The 16,844-nt window shown below is 39.1% G+C and carries 17 protein-coding genes, 1 pseudogene and 1 other annotated feature; of the genes and pseudogenes, 16 read left to right on the top strand and 2 right to left on the bottom strand.

What is annotated here, in order from left to right; genetic code table 11:
* The first annotated feature begins 22 nt into the window (after positions 1 to 22).
* Positions 23 to 293 (top strand) — a binding site (T-box leader).
* A gap of 111 nt (positions 294 to 404) precedes the next feature.
* From M1D84_RS00355 to M1D84_RS00425, 15 genes and pseudogenes are all read left to right on the top strand, one after another.
* Entirely contained in the window at positions 405 to 1,265 is an 861-nt protein-coding gene (locus M1D84_RS00355) for an SAM hydrolase/SAM-dependent halogenase family protein (protein WP_024427616.1), read from the top strand.
* A gap of 14 nt (positions 1,266 to 1,279) precedes the next feature.
* Positions 1,280 to 1,837, top strand: a complete 558-nt coding sequence (locus M1D84_RS00360) for an ECF-type riboflavin transporter substrate-binding protein (RefSeq protein ID WP_024424020.1) — start codon at positions 1,280 to 1,282, stop codon at positions 1,835 to 1,837.
* Positions 1,838 to 1,856: 19 nt separating this feature from the next.
* Positions 1,857 to 3,573, top strand: a pseudogene (locus M1D84_RS00365) (DUF3744 domain-containing protein).
* Positions 3,564 to 4,394: an energy-coupling factor transporter transmembrane component T family protein gene (locus M1D84_RS00370; RefSeq protein ID WP_458106365.1), complete on the top strand. Its 831-nt coding sequence runs from the start codon at positions 3,564 to 3,566 to the stop codon at positions 4,392 to 4,394. Before M1D84_RS00365 ends, M1D84_RS00370 begins: the two are co-directional and overlap by 10 nt.
* Before the next feature lie 158 nt (positions 4,395 to 4,552).
* Complete coding sequence (locus tag M1D84_RS00375; RefSeq protein ID WP_198457326.1) at positions 4,553 to 4,723, top strand: CxxH/CxxC protein; 171 nt, start codon at positions 4,553 to 4,555, stop codon at positions 4,721 to 4,723.
* An 80-nt stretch (positions 4,724 to 4,803) separates the two neighbouring features.
* A complete protein-coding gene (rlmH, locus tag M1D84_RS00380) occupies positions 4,804 to 5,283 on the top strand; it encodes a 23S rRNA (pseudouridine(1915)-N(3))-methyltransferase RlmH (protein ID WP_025093694.1) in 480 nt (159 codons plus the stop codon).
* Between the two features lie 173 nt (positions 5,284 to 5,456).
* Positions 5,457 to 6,605: an HNH endonuclease signature motif containing protein gene (locus M1D84_RS00385; protein ID WP_458106499.1), complete on the top strand. Its 1,149-nt coding sequence runs from the start codon at positions 5,457 to 5,459 to the stop codon at positions 6,603 to 6,605.
* Positions 6,606 to 7,506: 901 nt separating this feature from the next.
* A complete protein-coding gene (locus tag M1D84_RS00390) occupies positions 7,507 to 7,809 on the top strand; it encodes an ArsR/SmtB family transcription factor (protein ID WP_039182804.1) in 303 nt (100 codons plus the stop codon).
* Between the two features lie 137 nt (positions 7,810 to 7,946).
* Positions 7,947 to 9,113 (top strand): MFS transporter, encoded by a 1,167-nt coding sequence (locus M1D84_RS00395; protein WP_234107495.1) that lies wholly within the window; start codon positions 7,947 to 7,949, stop codon positions 9,111 to 9,113.
* A 66-nt stretch (positions 9,114 to 9,179) separates the two neighbouring features.
* Positions 9,180 to 10,028: an MBL fold metallo-hydrolase gene (locus M1D84_RS00400; RefSeq protein WP_458106368.1), complete on the top strand. Its 849-nt coding sequence runs from the start codon at positions 9,180 to 9,182 to the stop codon at positions 10,026 to 10,028.
* Between the two features lie 149 nt (positions 10,029 to 10,177).
* On the top strand, positions 10,178 to 10,768 hold the full coding sequence (locus tag M1D84_RS00405; protein ID WP_151863308.1) for a Crp/Fnr family transcriptional regulator: 591 nt from the start codon (positions 10,178 to 10,180) through the stop codon (positions 10,766 to 10,768).
* A 70-nt stretch (positions 10,769 to 10,838) separates the two neighbouring features.
* Positions 10,839 to 11,180: a darcynin family protein gene (locus M1D84_RS00410; protein WP_151863309.1), complete on the top strand. Its 342-nt coding sequence runs from the start codon at positions 10,839 to 10,841 to the stop codon at positions 11,178 to 11,180.
* A gap of 105 nt (positions 11,181 to 11,285) precedes the next feature.
* Positions 11,286 to 11,792, top strand: a complete 507-nt coding sequence (locus M1D84_RS00415) for an LURP-one-related/scramblase family protein (protein ID WP_151863310.1) — start codon at positions 11,286 to 11,288, stop codon at positions 11,790 to 11,792.
* 159 nt (positions 11,793 to 11,951) lie between these two features.
* On the top strand, positions 11,952 to 13,292 hold the full coding sequence (locus M1D84_RS00420) for a TcaA 3rd/4th domain-containing protein (protein ID WP_458106369.1): 1,341 nt from the start codon (positions 11,952 to 11,954) through the stop codon (positions 13,290 to 13,292).
* Between the two features lie 137 nt (positions 13,293 to 13,429).
* Complete coding sequence (locus M1D84_RS00425) at positions 13,430 to 14,350, top strand: LysR family transcriptional regulator (protein WP_332285525.1); 921 nt, start codon at positions 13,430 to 13,432, stop codon at positions 14,348 to 14,350.
* A gap of 39 nt (positions 14,351 to 14,389) precedes the next feature.
* Here the strand turns inward: M1D84_RS00425 and M1D84_RS00430 are convergent, their stop codons facing one another.
* Positions 14,390 to 15,286, bottom strand: a complete 897-nt coding sequence (locus M1D84_RS00430) for a PhzF family phenazine biosynthesis protein (protein ID WP_332285523.1) — start codon at positions 15,284 to 15,286, stop codon at positions 14,390 to 14,392.
* 278 nt (positions 15,287 to 15,564) lie between these two features.
* Between M1D84_RS00430 and M1D84_RS00435 the strand changes: the two genes are divergently transcribed.
* Entirely contained in the window at positions 15,565 to 15,873 is a 309-nt protein-coding gene (locus M1D84_RS00435; RefSeq protein WP_103132549.1) for an Imm64 family immunity protein, read from the top strand.
* A gap of 222 nt (positions 15,874 to 16,095) precedes the next feature.
* Here the strand turns inward: M1D84_RS00435 and M1D84_RS00440 are convergent, their stop codons facing one another.
* A complete protein-coding gene (locus tag M1D84_RS00440; protein WP_025093712.1) occupies positions 16,096 to 16,806 on the bottom strand; it encodes a GntR family transcriptional regulator in 711 nt (236 codons plus the stop codon).
* Positions 16,807 to 16,844 lie beyond the last annotated feature (38 nt).

The following is a 16,844-nucleotide window of genomic DNA, read 5'->3' on the forward strand; positions in this document are numbered from 1 at the left end:
ATAGCTTTAATTCAAGATAGTTATACAGGCAATGACGAGAGAAAGTACAATCATCAATTTTTCCACAGAGAGCTTCGGCAGCTGAAAAGAAGCAAAAATAATGATTCGAAAAATGGTCTCTGAGCCTCGTGCTGAACATATCTATGATATTAGTAGGTGACGACGAGAGTTGGTACTCGTTATCAAAACCACAGTATATGAGCCAGATTGGAGCTTTGTACTTGTAGAGGCTGTTTAGCGCGAGCAAACAGTAAATAAAGGTGGTACCACGAGACAAATACCTCGTCCTTATGATTCAAAGATAAGGATGGGGTATTTTTTATTGTCCACTTTTTTTCATACAATTGTTCAAATGTTCCACGTGAAACACCACATCCATTTTTTCAAATGAAAGGGAGATTGACATGAGTGAACATGCATTGGTTTTACAATCAGATTTCGGCATTGATGATGGAGCTGTCAGTGCAATGTACGGAGTGGCAAATACGGTCAGCAGCAGCATCCGCATTTTTGATTTAACACACAATATTCCGCAGTATGACATTTGGGAGGCATCTTATCGCCTGCTTCAAACCGTCACATACTGGCCGGAAGAGACGGTATTCGTTTCCGTCGTTGACCCGGGCGTTGGATCAGAGAGAAAAAGTCTTGTCGTCAAAACGACAAGCTCACACTATATCATTACTCCAGACAACGGGACACTCACGCACGTTGCCCAGGATATTGGCATTGTGGAAGCCCGTTATTTAGATGAAACCATTAACCGGCTGCCAAAGTCGGGAAAATCACATACATTCCATGGGAGAGATATTTACGCTTATACAGGGGCGAGAATTGCATCAGGTGTGATTTCTTTTGAAGAGGTTGGGCCAAAGGCGAATATTGATGATATTATCCATCTTCCAGTCGTACAGGCTTATGCGGAAGAAGATGTGATCACAGGGACGATTGATATTTTAGATGTGAGATTCGGAAACCTATGGACAAACATTCATCACACGCTATTTGAACAGCTTTCAATTAATTATGGGGATGCAATAGAAGTTACCATTGCCAACGGGCCGAAAAATGTGTATAAAAATATCATGACCTATGGACGATCTTTTGCCGACTTAAAGGTAGGCGAACCACTCGTATATGTCAATTCACTCGACCATTTAGGCGTGGCGATCAATCAAGGGTCATTTGCAAAGGCTTATAACATCGGTACAGGCACAGGCTGGCGCCTTTCGATTCGCAAAGCTCCGCGCATTATATACGAATAAGAGGAGGATACATCATGGCAGGAAAACAACTTTCAACGAAAACTGTCGTTGCCATTGGAATTGGCGCAGCCGTCTTTGTGATTCTAGGACGATTCGTCTCTATTCCAACTGGAATTCCGAATACGCAAATTGAAACCTCATACGCATTCCTTGCATTAATGGCCGTGCTATTTGGTCCTGTTGCAGGTGCACTGATTGGTTTTATTGGCCATCTCATTAAAGATGCGACCACATTTGGCCCTTGGTGGAGCTGGATTATTGTATCGGGTGTGGTTGGTTTATTGATCGGCTTTATTTCTAACCGTTTAAAAGTAGAAGAGGGAGACTTCGGCTGGAAGAAAATCACGCTCTTTAACGCCGTACAAGCAGGTGCACAGGCATTAGGCTGGTTTATCATTGCTCCTGTTCTTGACATTGTGATCTATGCAGAACCTGCGAACAAAGTGTTTGTTCAAGGCATTGTGGCAGGAATTTCAAACATCATCACAGTTGGTGTACTAGGAACCATCATCATTGCAGCCTATGCAAAAACGAGAAGCAAAAGCGGCAGCCTATCGAAAGAAACATCATGAAGCAAGGTGGAACACATAAATGAAGAAACCGATGATTCAATTCGAACATTTCGGATTCAAGTATCGCAGTCAGGCAGAACCAACATTAAAGGATATCAACCTGACCATCTATGAAGGAGAAAAAGTTCTCATCGCAGGCCCGTCTGGATCGGGAAAAAGCACACTAGCCCATTGTATCAATGGGCTAGTTCCTGCGTCTTATAAAGGTTCTATGGAAGGAAGTCTTCACATCAGCGGGAAAAATGCAGAGAAAGAGAACATTTTCTCCCTCTCACAGCTTGTCGGAACGGTGCTTCAGGACCCCGATGGACAATTCATCGGGCTGACCGTTGGAGAAGATATCGCGTTCACGCTTGAAAATGATCAAGTCACACGAGAAGAAATGAAAACACGTGTCGAGGAAGCAGCTAGATTAACAGAGGTAGACGGCAAGCTGGCATCGTCCGTGCATGAGCTGTCAGGCGGGCAAAAACAACGTGTCGCCATTGCGGGTGTACTTGTCAACGATGTCGACATTTTGCTGTTTGATGAACCACTTGCAAGCCTTGACCCCGCAACAGGCAAAGAAGTAATCGACCTTATTGACCGGCTGCAAAAACAAACGAAAAAAAACCATCGTGATGGTTGAGCACCGATTAGAGGACGTCCTCTTCCGTCATGTGGACCGTATCATCGTTGTCAATGAAGGAAAAATTGCAGCGGATATGACCCCAGATGAATTGCTCGCCTCAAATGTATTAGAAGCGGCTTATTTACGTGAGCCTTTATATGTAAAAACTATGAAATATGCAGGCATTCCGATTGAAGCAGGAGATCAAATTGCGAATTTACATCATCTTACCTTAAATGATGAGGAAAAAATGAAAATCGAGCAGTGGATGGAAGCGTCTGAGCCGTCAGTAGAGCAGATTGCAGCACAGGATTTACTAGAAGTGCGCGAGCTGAGCTTTGACTATCCAACAAGACCAAATACGTTGAGCAATATCTCTTTTACTGTCAAAAAAGGAGAAATAATTAGCATCGCAGGAGCCAATGGCGCAGGCAAGACAACATTGTCCAAGGTGCTCTGTGCATTTGAAAAGCCAACAAAAGGGTCAATTCTTTTAAATGGTGATGACATCACAGGAGATACGATCAAACAGCGCTCTGAACGAATCGGCGTCGTCATGCAAAACCCAAATCAAATGATTTCAAAACAAATGATCTTTGATGAAGTCGCACTTGGTCTCGTTTTAAGAGGCGTAAAGGAAGACGAGATCAAGGAACGGGTGGAGCGGGTCTTGAAAGTGTGCGGACTGTATCCATTTCGGAACTGGCCGGTCTCAGCCCTCAGCTTTGGACAGAAAAAACGCGTCACCATCGCGTCTATTCTTGTTTTAGAGCCAGAAATCCTCATCCTAGACGAACCAACCGCAGGACAGGACTTTAAACATTACACAGAGATGATGACGTTTTTAGAGCAATTAAATCAGCAGGGTGTCACGATTTTCATGATCACCCATGATATGCACTTGATGCTCGAATACACAACAAGAACCATTGTTATTTCCGATGGAGAAAAAATCGCAGATGATACACCAGCCAAAGTGCTGACAGATCAGCTGCTTGTCCAAAAAGCGAGCTTAAAGGAAACGTCGCTGTATGAATTGGCGCTGAAAGCAGATTGGCCGAATCCAAATGAACTCGTGGATCGCTTCATTGAGGTTGACAGAAAGGAACGAATGACATGGCTGTAGACATGCTGTCCTATATCGATCGCCCGTCGCCGATTCACCGGCTGACAGGTGCAACCAAACTCATTTGCTTTATCCTCTGGTCATCCGCAGCGATGCTCACGTATGATACAGGCGTTTTAGTCTTTATGTTAGCCGCCAGTATCGTGTTCTTTCAGCTATCGAACGTACGATTTCGTGATATTTCCTTCGTGGTGATTGTCCTTGCGATTTTTCTTGTCATCAACAACATCGCCATTTACATCTTTGCACCCCAGCAAGGTGTCTCTATCTACGGAGCAAAGCACGAGCTGTTTCATATTGCAGGCTGGTACAACGTCACACTTGAACAGCTTTTCTATCAATTGAACATTACGCTGAAATACGTGACCGTGATGCCAGCAGCGCTTTTATTTATTGTGACAACAAATCCAAGTGAATTCGCCTCATCTCTCAGCCGAATTGGGGTCAGCTATCGGATTTCGTATGCTGTAGCGATTGCTCTTCGTTATATTCCAGATATTCAGCGGGATTTTCGCACGATCGCGATTTCTCAGCAAGCAAGAGGCATTGATTTATCGAAGAATGAAAAGCTGGGAAAACGAATCAAAAATGCGCTGTCGATTGTGATGCCGCTGATTTTCTCCAGCCTAGAGCGGATTGAAACGATCAGCAATGCGATGGAGCTGCGAGGGTTTGGAAAGCATAAAAAGCGAACATGGTTTACAGCAAAAGACTTTCAAAAAGCAGATTATGCGGCGTTATTGTTTGTTGGTGTGGTGCTGATCGTGTCGCTAGTGATTACATTTGTTAGAGGAACGAGATTTTATAATCCGTTTCTATAGAAGGAAGCCTTCACAGAAGTGGAGGCTTTTTTTAGTTTGTGGATAAAAGGTGTGAGAAATGGTAAAAGACTATTAACATGTGAATAAATCGGTTATATTGGACAATGAGCGAAACACTTGTGAATAAACAGAGAACCTATTGGAGGAATCAGAAACTTATGAACAAAACATATTATGCGTGTGCAGAACACATAGAAACCGTATTAGACATGTACATAGATGATCACGAAACGCCGCCGGAATTCAGAAAAATCGAACATACACACAGTTTATCCACAACCTGTGAATTGTGCGATGAACCTGCAATATATATAGTGGGGAACGAATGATCGGACACAAAATACACAAATTTTATCCACAATTGTTGATAACTTATATGAATAACTTGTTCTTAAGGTGGGGATGACCTGTGAATATATCAATTATCACAGTAGGAAAATTAAAAGAGAAATATTTAAAGCAAGGCATAGCCGAATATACAAAACGATTACAGGCTTACGCAAAAATCGAGATCATTGAGCTCGCGGACGAAAAAGCACCCGAGAATCTCAGCGATCAAGACATGAAAATCATCAAAGACAAAGAAGGCGAACGCATCCTAAGCAAAATCAACCCAGACGCCCACGTCATCGCCCTCGCCATCGAAGGAAAAATGAAAACTTCCGAAGAATTAGCCGATACAATAGATAAGCTGGCAACATACGGAAAAAGCAAAGTATGTTTTGTCATAGGCGGATCCCTTGGACTAAGCGATGCTGTCATGCAGCGTGCGAATGAGAAACTGTCGTTTTCGAAAATGACGTTTCCGCATCAGTTGATGAGGCTGGTGTTGGTGGAGCAGATTTATCGGGCGTTTCGGATTGTGCGGGGGGAGCCTTATCATAAGTGAATGGGGTTTTATTGCAGGTGTTAATAATAGTAAATATGTGAATCCTAAAATATATTAGCTAATATTTTAAAGCTTAAAGAGATTATTAAGTATAGAACTCTTAGTTAGAGTAATGTGAATCTTTAATACAGTCAAAGTAAGTAAGAGAGACTAAAGTGATGGTTTTAAAGGAGATGAACGAGGTGAGCAGAAAGATAAGTACTCAGGTTGAAAGAAGGATATATGCTGAATCTATGGGGAGATGTATGAATCCAGAATGTAAAGTAGAATTATTTAAAGATAGTGGCGACATAATGGAAAAGGCTCATATAATTCCGTATTGTGATACTAAAGACAACTCGTATGAAAATTTAATTATTTTATGCCCAAATTGTCATACAAACTTTGATAAAAACAATGCATTCAGTGTAGATGATGTTGAAAAATGGAAAAAAATACGCAAGGCTGAGTTCGAGCGTTTCTTTAGTAAAGAGTATGATACTTTTGAGGATTTAAAAAGTGAAGTAGTTCCATTATTACTACATAATCAAGCAATCTTTGAAAACTATTATTCAGAGGACCAAAGGGGATTGTGGGACATTTTTGAAGGTGAGATTTTATCAAATAATAGAATACTAAGAAAAATTTTAAAACACAATACTAAGTTGATTCAAAAGCATTCTCAGGAAAGCTACTCAAACTTAGCAATAGTACAAAAATTTATGCTTCATATTGATGAATTTGAAGCTACTCGAATAAGTAAAGAAAAAATAAGACATGTATTATTTCCAGCTGAGATTAATTCTTTGTTTGGAATAAAACCTTTACAGAAAGACTTTATACCATCTGTAGAGTCTATTGAGAGTTTAATAGCAGTATTGCTGAATAAGGGGGAATTTGAATCTATTGTTTTAGGCATTGATAATCCATATATACAGGTTAAAAAAGACAGTAGTTCTGAAAAAATTTATCTAAATGATACTCCAAGGTTAAGGCAAATATACTATGATAGCAAATGTTTTAGGAAAGTTAATGTTCGATTTGAAAGTCTAAATTATGCTCTAAAAGTTATAAAATCAAGAGGTTTAAATTTTGATTTTTTAGAGATAGACAATCTAAAAGAAATTACAGTAAATGGTGTAAAGATAGTTTTTATTTATGAGTATTGCTTAAGTAAAGTTAAATTACAACAACTATGTCCAGAGGAAAAATGTGTGGTTTTAAACTTACATAATTGGAATGGTGAGTGTTGTATTTCAGGGGAAGCATACGAGCTAGCAAAAGAAATGAAAGTAACGTTACTAACAATGGATAAATTTTATAAATACATTAATGGCATTTAACACAAAAGATTTTGTCATTCAGAAAATCCTACAGCATATAGAATTGTTTGAGTTATTTAATAGTGTATATTTATTTGGGTCAATTCTCAATGAGAATAGATCCCCTAATGATATAGATTTATTGCTAGTTTACAAAGATTTTTCTAATCAACTTTTAATTGATTTGGATAAGATAGTCACTTTTTTTGATCACTCATATGAACTCTCCTTTGATTTAACTGTACTAAGTGAACATGAGGAAGAAGAGTCAGGTTTTATGATTAGATTAACCTCCAATTACTTAAGACTGAAATAACAAATTCTTATATTTAAAAAAATGATAATATTTCACAAGTAAATTCACTTTTAGAAGATTGCATGAAAATAGTATGGGGGAAATTGAATTTAATAAATTGATTGACGAGAAAAGTTTCAGAAATAGAAGCTATACCCAATGAGAATATTCCTTCAAAACTTTATTTTGATAGAGCTGCTCAAAGGTTAGGAGTGTGTCTAATCAGAGAGGAAGGGGTATTGCCAGAAAGAACTGCTTTTGAGTCATAAAAGAGTTCAACCACAACTTTATATAATTCAAGAAAAAAGTATGAACGCACTCAAAGATTATTTGAGGAAAAGGTCTTATCCAAAACCAGAAGTATTATAATTTTGACCTGTACCGAAGGAAATCATTAGTTTTTGTGAAGGTGATGGGCAATTTCTAATTTAAATGTAGTTCTAGAGAGTTTCCAACATAAAATAATATTTTAAGAACCTTGGTAGAGGTTGGACTCCACCAAGGTTTTTTTAATAACCTCATTTAAAGGCATCACGGTGAACCGTACCAGGAATGAAAACAGAAAGTTGTAAGGGCTCTCAAACAACACGTGTTGACATATCGTTATTTATCGATATAATGGTTTGTATGGAGCCAATAGAAGTTTTCAAAGCCTTATCCAATGAATCAAGACTGCAAATTTTACAATGGTTAAAGGAACCTGATCGTCATTTTACACCCCATGAAGGGATTGATATGAATACTACAGGGGTATGTGTTAGTCAAATAACAGATAAATTGAAAATGACGCAATCAACAGCATCTCAATATCTTTCAATTTTACTACGAGCTGGATTAATTACGACAGAGCGTATAGGTAAATACACGTATTATAAAAGAGATGAAAATGCCATAAAACAAATTGCTGAGATTCTAGAAAAAAATATTTAATAAATGAACTGAATTCATACATCAGAATTCAGTTTCATTTATTAAATACAAATCGACTTATCGTAATATGTTTTTTTGTCCATACATATTAACAATTCTAGATATGTGAATTCGTTATATATAAGGAGTGATCTACATTGTCAAACACTGTAAAGATTTACATTTTAGCTATTGTCAGTTTTTTAGTTGGTACATCAGAGTATATCATCTCTGGTATTTTGGATAATATTTCTGAATCATTAGGGATTACGATAGCTGCAGCCGGCCAGTTAATTACGATTTTTTCTCTTGTGTATGCCATCTTCACCCCAGTATTAATGGCTTTAACATCGGGAATGAATAAACGCAAGTTAATGTTATTTTCACTTAGCGTTTTTATTCTAGGTAATATTCTTGCATTCGTCCTCCCTGGGTATCAATTATTTATTGTGTCAAGAATTATTATGGCTCTTGGAGCGGGGATGGTCGTAGTTACTGCATTAACAATTGCTGAAAAAATTGCACCAAAAGGTAAGCAAGGTACCGCTATTGCTACAGTAGTAATGGGCTTTACAGCATCATTGATCATTGGAGTCCCACTTGGCAGAATGACTAGTGATTTCTTTGGTTGGAAGGCTGTATTTGGAGGAATAGCCTTACTCGGATTATTAGCCATGGTGATCATTTCTCTTACGATTCCAAAAATCCAAGGGGATAAACCTGTACCTTTAATTCAACAACTCGCTCTTTTTAAAAAACCAAAAGTAGTGTTGGGATTAGCCATCACCTTTTTCTGGCTTGGTGGTTATTCAATTGCCTATACCTACCTATCCCCTTACCTTTTAAATATATCAGGTGTAAGCAGCAAATTGCTGAGTGTAGTTCTCCTCGTATTCGGTATTGCTAGTCTAGTTGGGTCAAAGTTTGGTGGATTTAGTACCGATCGATGGGGTGTGAATTTTACTCTGATTAGTGGAATGACATTACATGTCATCATGCTCATATTGCTCTCACTAGTTACGCATTCTTATGTTGGAGTATTGCTCATTTTAATATTATGGTCATTTGCTGCATGGTCTTCTGGCCCGACTCAACAATATCACTTAGCTACAATGGAGCCAGAGTCATCAGGTATACTATTAGGTCTCAATCAGTCAATGATGCAATTGGCGATGGCTGCAGGTGCAGCTATTGGAGGTATCTTTGTAGAGAGGGTTTCTCTATCTTCTGTTACTTGGGCAGGTGCTTTAGGCGTTGCAATCGCGATCATTGTCACAATATTGGCTTCGCGTGCTACTTCGAGTAATGAAATTCGATATACTTAAACAGTAGAACGATGGGAAAAAACGTGATTCAATTTAAAAAATAATGACAGAAAGTAGGAAGCACCTTTGCACTCAATTAAAAAAATAGGTCAGAGTTTTTGGTACATCACACCAGTAGCACTCACCGACCGCCCCATCCTAGGCATGGTCGTAGGCAATAACAAAACATTAATGATCGATGCCGGTAACTCAGAAGATCATGCCAAATACTTTATCAAAGAAACCTTAAAACACGAGAACGCCAAGCCCGATCTCGTTGTCCTCACGCATTGGCATTGGGATCATATTTTTGGTCTGTCAGCGCTGTCTGATTCGGTTTCGATTGCTTCTGCAAAGACCAGAAAGGAAATGGAGAAGCTTGTTCCGTTTTCGTGGTCTGATGAGGCAATCGATGAGCGGGTGAGGGAAGGAACGGAGATTGAGTTTTGCGCGAAGGCGATAAAAGAAGAATATAAGAATCATCGAGATATTCAGGTGGTTTTACCGGATGTGACGTTTGACCGTCGGGTGGAAATTGATCTTGGCGGGGCTACTTGTGTCGTGCAGCATGTTGGAGGCGATCATGCGGCAGATTCCGTGATCGTGTATGTGAAAGAAGAAAAAATCCTGTTTCTTGGTGATTGTATTTATCCGAAAATGTATGCCGAAAAAATTCATTATACGGTGAAAGAAATATTGCGTCTTTTAGATGAGTTAGAAGCTTTTGATGCCGATACGTATATTCCTTCACACCAAAGACCGTGGACAAAAAAGGAGTTTCGTCAGGAAACAGACAAACTTCGGATGATAGCGAAATTCACTGATCAATGTGGTGGAGATAAGCAGAAAATCACGAAAGAATATCAACATTACGTGAACAGAGAACTGAAAGAAGATGAATTAGAAACCATTGCTTACTTTGTAAATGGGTATTAAATAAACACTAAAAAAAGTCTCATTTGAGTAATTTCCCTCAAACGAGACTTTTTTTGCATCACGTATTGTGACAGACTTATTTTTGGCATTGATCATAAAAACAATCCCCAAGTAGGCTTGAGTTTTCCTTATTAGGAGGTAAAAAACAGATGGACAAAATAACTGACCCTTACGACACTTTCAAAACCAAAATATCCAAGTATCCAATCGAACAAAATCATTGGCAAGCCTTCAAAGAAGGAACAACGATTAAACAATTAAAAGCAGGTACATGTATGATCAAAGCTGGCGATCCGGTGAAGCATGCTTATTTTTGCATAACGGGGCTCTTCCGTCTGTTCTATTTGTTACCGGATGGAAGGGAGTACAATGTGGCTTTTACGTTGGAAGATGATTTTGCTACTTCTTATGCAAGTATGATCAACGGGCAGCCTTCTCCTTATTCGATTGAAGCGATGGAGGATTCGATCGTGATTGAAATTCCGTATGATCTGCTTCAAATGTTGATGGATAGAAGTCATATGTGGGAGCGCTTTGTTCGGGTTAGTGTAGAAAGGCTGTATACGAGAAAGGAAGAGCGTGAGAGGGAACTGCTATATTTGCCCGCAATTGAGCGATATCAGGCGTTTTTATTGAAATATCCTGGGTTACATCAACGTATCGCTCAATATCATATTGCCTCATATATTGGCATTTCTCCGGTTTCGCTGAGCAGGCTGCTCCATACAGCTGAACATTAACCTATGTTAATGCATACTCCCTAGATCTGACGTACAATCATCACATCATAGAAGAATCGGGGGTATGATGATGAAATATATGATGGTTGTTTTATTAGAGTTCTATCCATCTTGGCTTGCTTTACCACGAGAGGAGCGAAGAACCCATGCGGCTTCGCTGCAAGAGTTGATGCAGAAATATGAGGAACATGTGAAGGTGCGCTTTTTTGATGCTGAAGCTCTTCCGGGTAAGGATTACACAGATTTTGTGATGTGTGAAACGGATGACCTGAAATTCTATCATTTTATGTGGGAAGAGATTAGAGATTCTATTCCTTACACAAGTGGTTATGTCAAAATTAAAGAGGTCATCATGGGAATGGAAAATGCTTTTCAAACATATGAAAAGGAATCTCTGAAAATGAATCAGTAATAGAAAACCACCTGCTATCAGGTGGTTTTTTGTACATTCTTTTTTTTGGTATAATCAGAGGTAATGTTAGAACGGATAAATTTTTGAACTGAATCGGAGGTATATATGAAACAGCTTTACATGAAGCAGAAAGTATTTAGCCTGAGCGGCAGGTTTACGGTAAAGGATCAACAGGAGAACGATGTATATGTGGTCGAAGGCAGCTTTATGAAGATGCCGAAGACGTTTACCATTTTGAATACAGAACGAGATGAAATCGCTGTGATTACGAAGAAAATGTTTACCTTTTTACCGAAGTTTTTAGTAGAAGTTGGTGGTCAAGAGGTATTGACGATTAAAAAAGAGTTTACGTTCTTTAAAGCAAAATATTCAATTGATGCTGCTGGGATCGAAGTGCAAGGTAACTGGTGGGATATGAATTTCCTGGTGCTCCAGAACGGCGAAGTGATTGGTCAGGTGAAGAAGGAATGGTTTACTTGGGGTGACAGCTATAAGGTTGATATTTTGAAAGAAGAAATGGAGCCTGTGATGATTGCGCTCGTTGTTGCGATTGATTGTGTGAAAGCTGATGAAGCAGCGTCTAGGTCTTCGTCGTCGGCGACGACGAATTAGTAAGAGAATATCAATAAAGCCTCGAAGAGCTTAAAGTTCTTCGAGGTTTTTTATTTTATTGAATCTTATTATTCATAAATTATGAATTTTTTAGGTTATGCTCTATTATTTAACTTTAATGTTATAATAATCAAATAAATTGATTAAGGAGTTTGAAGAATGAAGAAAAAGACGTTATTCATTATCGGTAGTAGTGCAGTTCTTTTACTTATTATTATCTTTTTGGTGGCTGGACGTTCAACAAACCCAGCAGATTTGGCGAAAGAATTTAAGGAAAAAGTGGAAAATGGAGATGCAAATGGCTTAGTTAAATTAGTAAAGCTTCAAAAAGAGGAGATGTCATGGGACAAGAAGGATGCCGAAAGCATTATTAACTATCTAAAAAATGAAAATAAAGAATTTGAAAATCAAGTAGAGTTATTAGAGTATCAAGCAAAGTATTATAATTCAGACGGTAAGGATGGTACATTTACTGAGAGTCTATTTGGAAAAGCTTTTTTGTCTATGGGTCCATTTTTTATAGAAAAAGAGAAAGGTCTATTTGGGCGCGAGAAATATACACTTAAGGCAAGAGCTTATAAGGTAGAAATAGAAGCCATGAAAGGGGCAGAGCTCTCTTTTAATGGTGAGAAAATCAATTTAGAAAACAATCATTCTAAACTTCTGGGCTATTATGGACCAGGGGTGTATAAAGTAAAAGGAAAAAAGAAGTTTAACTATACAACAGTAAATGATGAGGAGGAAATCACACTTTTTGATGCTGATTCTTTTGAAAAAACAGTGAGTCTTAATTTTTCAGGCGATAATGTAGATGTTTCATCATCAATGCCTAATACTGAAATAGTGGTAAATGGAAAAGGAACTGGAGAGAAAATAGAAGAAGGTACTACGTTTGGTCCTGTAAAAGATGGGATAACCCTTCAAGGTAAAGCTGAATTTCCTTGGGGAGTGGGCAAGAGTAAAGAATACGAAATAAAAGTTGAGGAAGATACTGACTCATCTTCTTTTGGTGGATCAACGAATCAGTATGATTTAACACCTAATCCAATTATTGATAAAACATTTAAAGAAAATATTAAACAAGTAATAAATGATTTTGCAAAACAGAGGGTTGAAGCTAAAAATTCAAAGGACGCAAATAAGTTAAAAAATGTGTCTGATAATCTTAAAAAAGATTATATAGAAGTGATTGCTGATTATGATTCAAATAATTATTATGAAGGAAAGGCACTAGGAACTAGAATTGATTTTTCTAAGGCAACCTATGAATTAGGAAGTGGCGGTTCACATTTGCTACATATTCCAGTGGAGTTTCATGTTAAAGAAAGAGAAGTGTTTGAATATGTTGACAGTGAAAGCGAAGAAAGATTTTCAGAAGTTGAACTTACCTTGAAATATATTGAAGATAAAAAGACCTGGTTAATTAGCAGTGTTGAAGATGATTATTCAGCTGATGATGAATATATGACTAGCTCAGAAGTAGAAAAAACAAGTTTTTAGTTTGATCCAGGAAAAAATCATAAAATAATTATGATACTTAAAGAGAGTCATTCTGTGATTATCTAACTGAGGAAGAGTGCTTCAAAGCACTCTTCTTCAGTTCTATTTAGAACAAATCACAATTCTTACAAATACTAATGGAAACTAAAAATGAAATCTATAGACGAAATAAAAACAACGAGGTGAGCACACTGATCACATTCCAATACAAAGTATTTCTAACAGTCGTCGAATGCGGCAGTTTTACAAAAGCCGGGGAGAAGCTTGGGCTGACGCAGTCTGGGGTGAGTCATAATATTGCGAAGCTTGAGTCGGAATTAGGGATTGTACTGCTCCGGCGGAATCGAAACGGGCTTTCGTTAACGGACGCAGGTGAGCGGGTGATGCCGCATATCCGGCAAATCATGCATCATGCGGCATTGCTTGAGCAGGAGGCGGCGCTAATTCAAGGGATGGAAGTGGGGAGTATCAAGATTGGGACATTCCCCAGTTTTTCTTCAAATGTCCTTCCACGCCTTATTCATCTTTTTACGCAAAGCTATCCGCATATCAAGCTGGAGTTATATGAAGGCGGTTATGAGGAGATTGAGGAATGGATCGCTTCAGGTACGGTTGATGTTGGTTTTTTAACGCAGTCATCGAGGGAATTCGAGACCATTCCACTTTTTCAGGATGAGTTGGTGGCGCTCATACAAGAGAATCATCGCTTTCATACGAAGAAAGTGATTGGAGTGGACTCGTTACATGATGAAGCCTTTATCATGCCGAAAGCGGGCTGTGACATACTTGTTAAGAAGCTGTTAAAAGAAAGAGGCGGCGTGAAGCCTCATGTACTGTTTGAAATTGAAGACAACAATACGCTCATTTCTATGGTGCAAGAAGGGCTTGGGGTCACGATCATTCCCAAATTAGTGTTGCCGCTGCACATACCTCATACGAAAGTCATTCCACTGGAGACGAGCGTCTTTCGTGAGGTCAACCTGGCGCTCAAATCATTCAAAACAGCTTCCCCATCGGCCAAGAGGTGGATCGAAACGGTCAAAAATCATTTTAAATAGAATCAGCTTGAACAGGAAGTCCCCATTCAAGCTGATGTTTTATAAAGTCAACACGCCGCGGATCGTGATGACAGCTGCGCCTGCCACTTTGATCACTGGCTCTGATTCATTTGGAATGACTGTGATACGAAGCAAGCCAGGTCTGCCGATGGCATCCCCTTGGGCAATGTTCAGGTGAGTGATTTCTTGCTGAGAAATGATACCCTCCAAATAAAGATATCCAGCCAATGCTCCGTTTGCTGCCCCTGTCACAGGATCTTCGGGTATACCAATCCCAGGTGCAAAATCCCTCGTATAAAGATCGCATTCTTTTGAGGGGTGAAACGTATAAAGATGGGTTGTCGAGATGCTATGCTCTTTATTCATTTTAGCTAAAGCCGCTAAGTTCGGTGCCGCTTGATCAATGTCCTGTTGGTCCTTCATCGGAACAAGAAGATGCCAGTTACCGGTGTTTGCTAATTTGATAGGATAGGAGGAATCAATGCGGTCACTGCTCACACCAAGCATGTCACTAAGCTCTTCTAAATCGATGACAAAATCCCGCGTCTTCGGTGTCACCTGCGTCATTTCCACATCAACGACCTTGCCGTTTTCTTCATTCCATACAACAGGCACATTGCCGATCTTTGTTTCTAACACAACCCCTGATCTCTCTTTAGCCAGTTCTAGCTCCGTCGCCAGAAGCCAAGTCAATCCAACAGTCGCATGCCCACAGAAATTGACCTCCTCCGTCGGGGTGAAGTATTTGACGCGATAATCGGCTTCCTGATCATGGGCAGGCAGCAAGAAGACGGATTCCGGCAAATTCAACTCCTGGGCGATGCTCTGCATGTCATCTTCTGTTAAAAATTCACCATCCAACACCACCCCAGCGGCATTTCCTCCAAATTTCTCAGTTGTAAACGCATCGACATGATACACTCTAATGTCTCTCATCTGACGAACCCTCCTATACACTCTTGTTACGTTAATCATAAGTTTGTTTGATGCATTCGTAAAATGAATCTTTTTGATAGTTTAAATCGGAAGTGTTCATGTAAGAGAGGGAGTTTTCGCAGAATAATAGTTTGAATAAAGTATAATGAAAGAAAAAATGAAGTGAGGGATGCGACATAGCTCTGGGTGGATACATCAATATCGGACTCGTTTTTTACGAGGCCATTCATATACCAAATACTTTTCGCCAACTGATTGATTATCTAGCTCAAAAAGACATGTCTATCACGAAAGTAAAATTTAGTCAGGACCCTGACGGTGAAACATGGATTGAGCACAGTGTTAAAGAGAACATTATCAAAGAAAATGACTTTTCAGGTTATTATATAGAATTTGAATTGTCGGGGTCGAAGCTAAATGATATGACCATTAACATACAAAAAGAAGCAGGTTATGTAGGGTTCGTTCTCAGTTTAAATTGGACAGAGGTTGTTTCTCATGATGTTATTCATCTTCAACAAGAGATCATACACTGTCTTGTAGATCTTTCTCATACGTTTACGTTTGAATATGCGTTCATTACATGAAATTGAAGTCGAGATTCCTCCAAATGAGTTTGAAAAGTGCCTGCTAGAACAGCATGCTTTTCCAGTTGCTCTAATTGGTAAAGGAGATCACATAGACATTTATTATGGTGATGTGGCGATTGATGGCCTTTCTTCTCAAGAAAGAAGGAGGGAATGTTTGAAGATTGAAAGATAATAGTAAAAAAAAGCCTCCTGATACTCTCAGAAGGCTTTTTCCATCCATCACCCATAATAATTATTCGCTTGAATAAAAAATTGGGATTGCATGTAGTTATAGGTGATTTTCGAGAAGTCGAAGGGCTGGCCGTTTGTGAGATGAAAGACCGTCTCGACGCGGAGGGCGGGATCGTCTTGTTTGAGGCCGAGGTGCTTTGCTTCGGTTTCGTTTAGTTTGCCTACTTGTAAGTACATATCAGAGAAGCCGACTTTGAGTCCAAGCCCTTCACTGACGAATTTAAAAACAGAGTCGGCAGCAATTTCTGTGTTGAGATAAGGAATGATCGTTTTTCGGTAATAGGATTCTTCTAAACATAAGGTTTGTCCATTGATGTAACGAATTCGTTTTAGATAAAAAACATCCTCTTCTTGTTCAATGTTCAAATTAAGTGCAGCTTCTTCGGACGGCTTGATGGTGTCTAGCATTAAAACCTCTGATGTCAGTTGAAATTCCTCTAAATCTTTTTTAAACCCTTGGTTGGATAAAAGGCTGATGTAGCCCTTGCGCCGGTGTCTTCGAACAAAGATGCCGCTGCCCCTCACTTGATAGATAATTCCTTTTTTTTCGAGTAATTCTAACGATTTGATAATGGTACTTTTGCTCACAGCAAATTGGCTCATGAGTGTTTCGAGTACAGGGAGCTTATCCCCTTGCTGCATCTCATGGGTGACAATATATTTTTCAATATCGCTCGCAATTTGTTGATACTTTAACATGGCTATTCCTCTTTGTTTTCACGATTTATTGTCTTTGT

This window comes from Bacillus sp. PK5-006 (assembly GCF_054161415.1).

Coding starts and splice junctions, on each gene's coding strand:
- M1D84_RS00355 (WP_024427616.1), top strand. CDS start 405: ATGAGTGAACATGCATTGGTTTTACAATCAGATTTCGGCATTGATGAT.
- M1D84_RS00360 (WP_024424020.1), top strand. CDS start 1,280: ATGGCAGGAAAACAACTTTCAACGAAAACTGTCGTTGCCATTGGAATT.
- M1D84_RS00370 (WP_458106365.1), top strand. CDS start 3,564: ATGGCTGTAGACATGCTGTCCTATATCGATCGCCCGTCGCCGATTCAC.
- M1D84_RS00375 (WP_198457326.1), top strand. CDS start 4,553: ATGAACAAAACATATTATGCGTGTGCAGAACACATAGAAACCGTATTA.
- M1D84_RS00385 (WP_458106499.1), top strand. CDS start 5,457: ATGAACGAGGTGAGCAGAAAGATAAGTACTCAGGTTGAAAGAAGGATA.
- M1D84_RS00390 (WP_039182804.1), top strand. CDS start 7,507: ATGGAGCCAATAGAAGTTTTCAAAGCCTTATCCAATGAATCAAGACTG.
- M1D84_RS00405 (WP_151863308.1), top strand. CDS start 10,178: ATGGACAAAATAACTGACCCTTACGACACTTTCAAAACCAAAATATCC.
- M1D84_RS00410 (WP_151863309.1), top strand. CDS start 10,839: ATGAAATATATGATGGTTGTTTTATTAGAGTTCTATCCATCTTGGCTT.
- M1D84_RS00415 (WP_151863310.1), top strand. CDS start 11,286: ATGAAACAGCTTTACATGAAGCAGAAAGTATTTAGCCTGAGCGGCAGG.
- M1D84_RS00420 (WP_458106369.1), top strand. CDS start 11,952: ATGAAGAAAAAGACGTTATTCATTATCGGTAGTAGTGCAGTTCTTTTA.
- M1D84_RS00425 (WP_332285525.1), top strand. CDS start 13,430: ATGGAAACTAAAAATGAAATCTATAGACGAAATAAAAACAACGAGGTG.
- M1D84_RS00430 (WP_332285523.1), bottom strand. CDS start 15,286: ATGAGAGACATTAGAGTGTATCATGTCGATGCGTTTACAACTGAGAAA.
- M1D84_RS00435 (WP_103132549.1), top strand. CDS start 15,565: ATGTCTATCACGAAAGTAAAATTTAGTCAGGACCCTGACGGTGAAACA.
- M1D84_RS00440 (WP_025093712.1), bottom strand. CDS start 16,806: ATGTTAAAGTATCAACAAATTGCGAGCGATATTGAAAAATATATTGTC.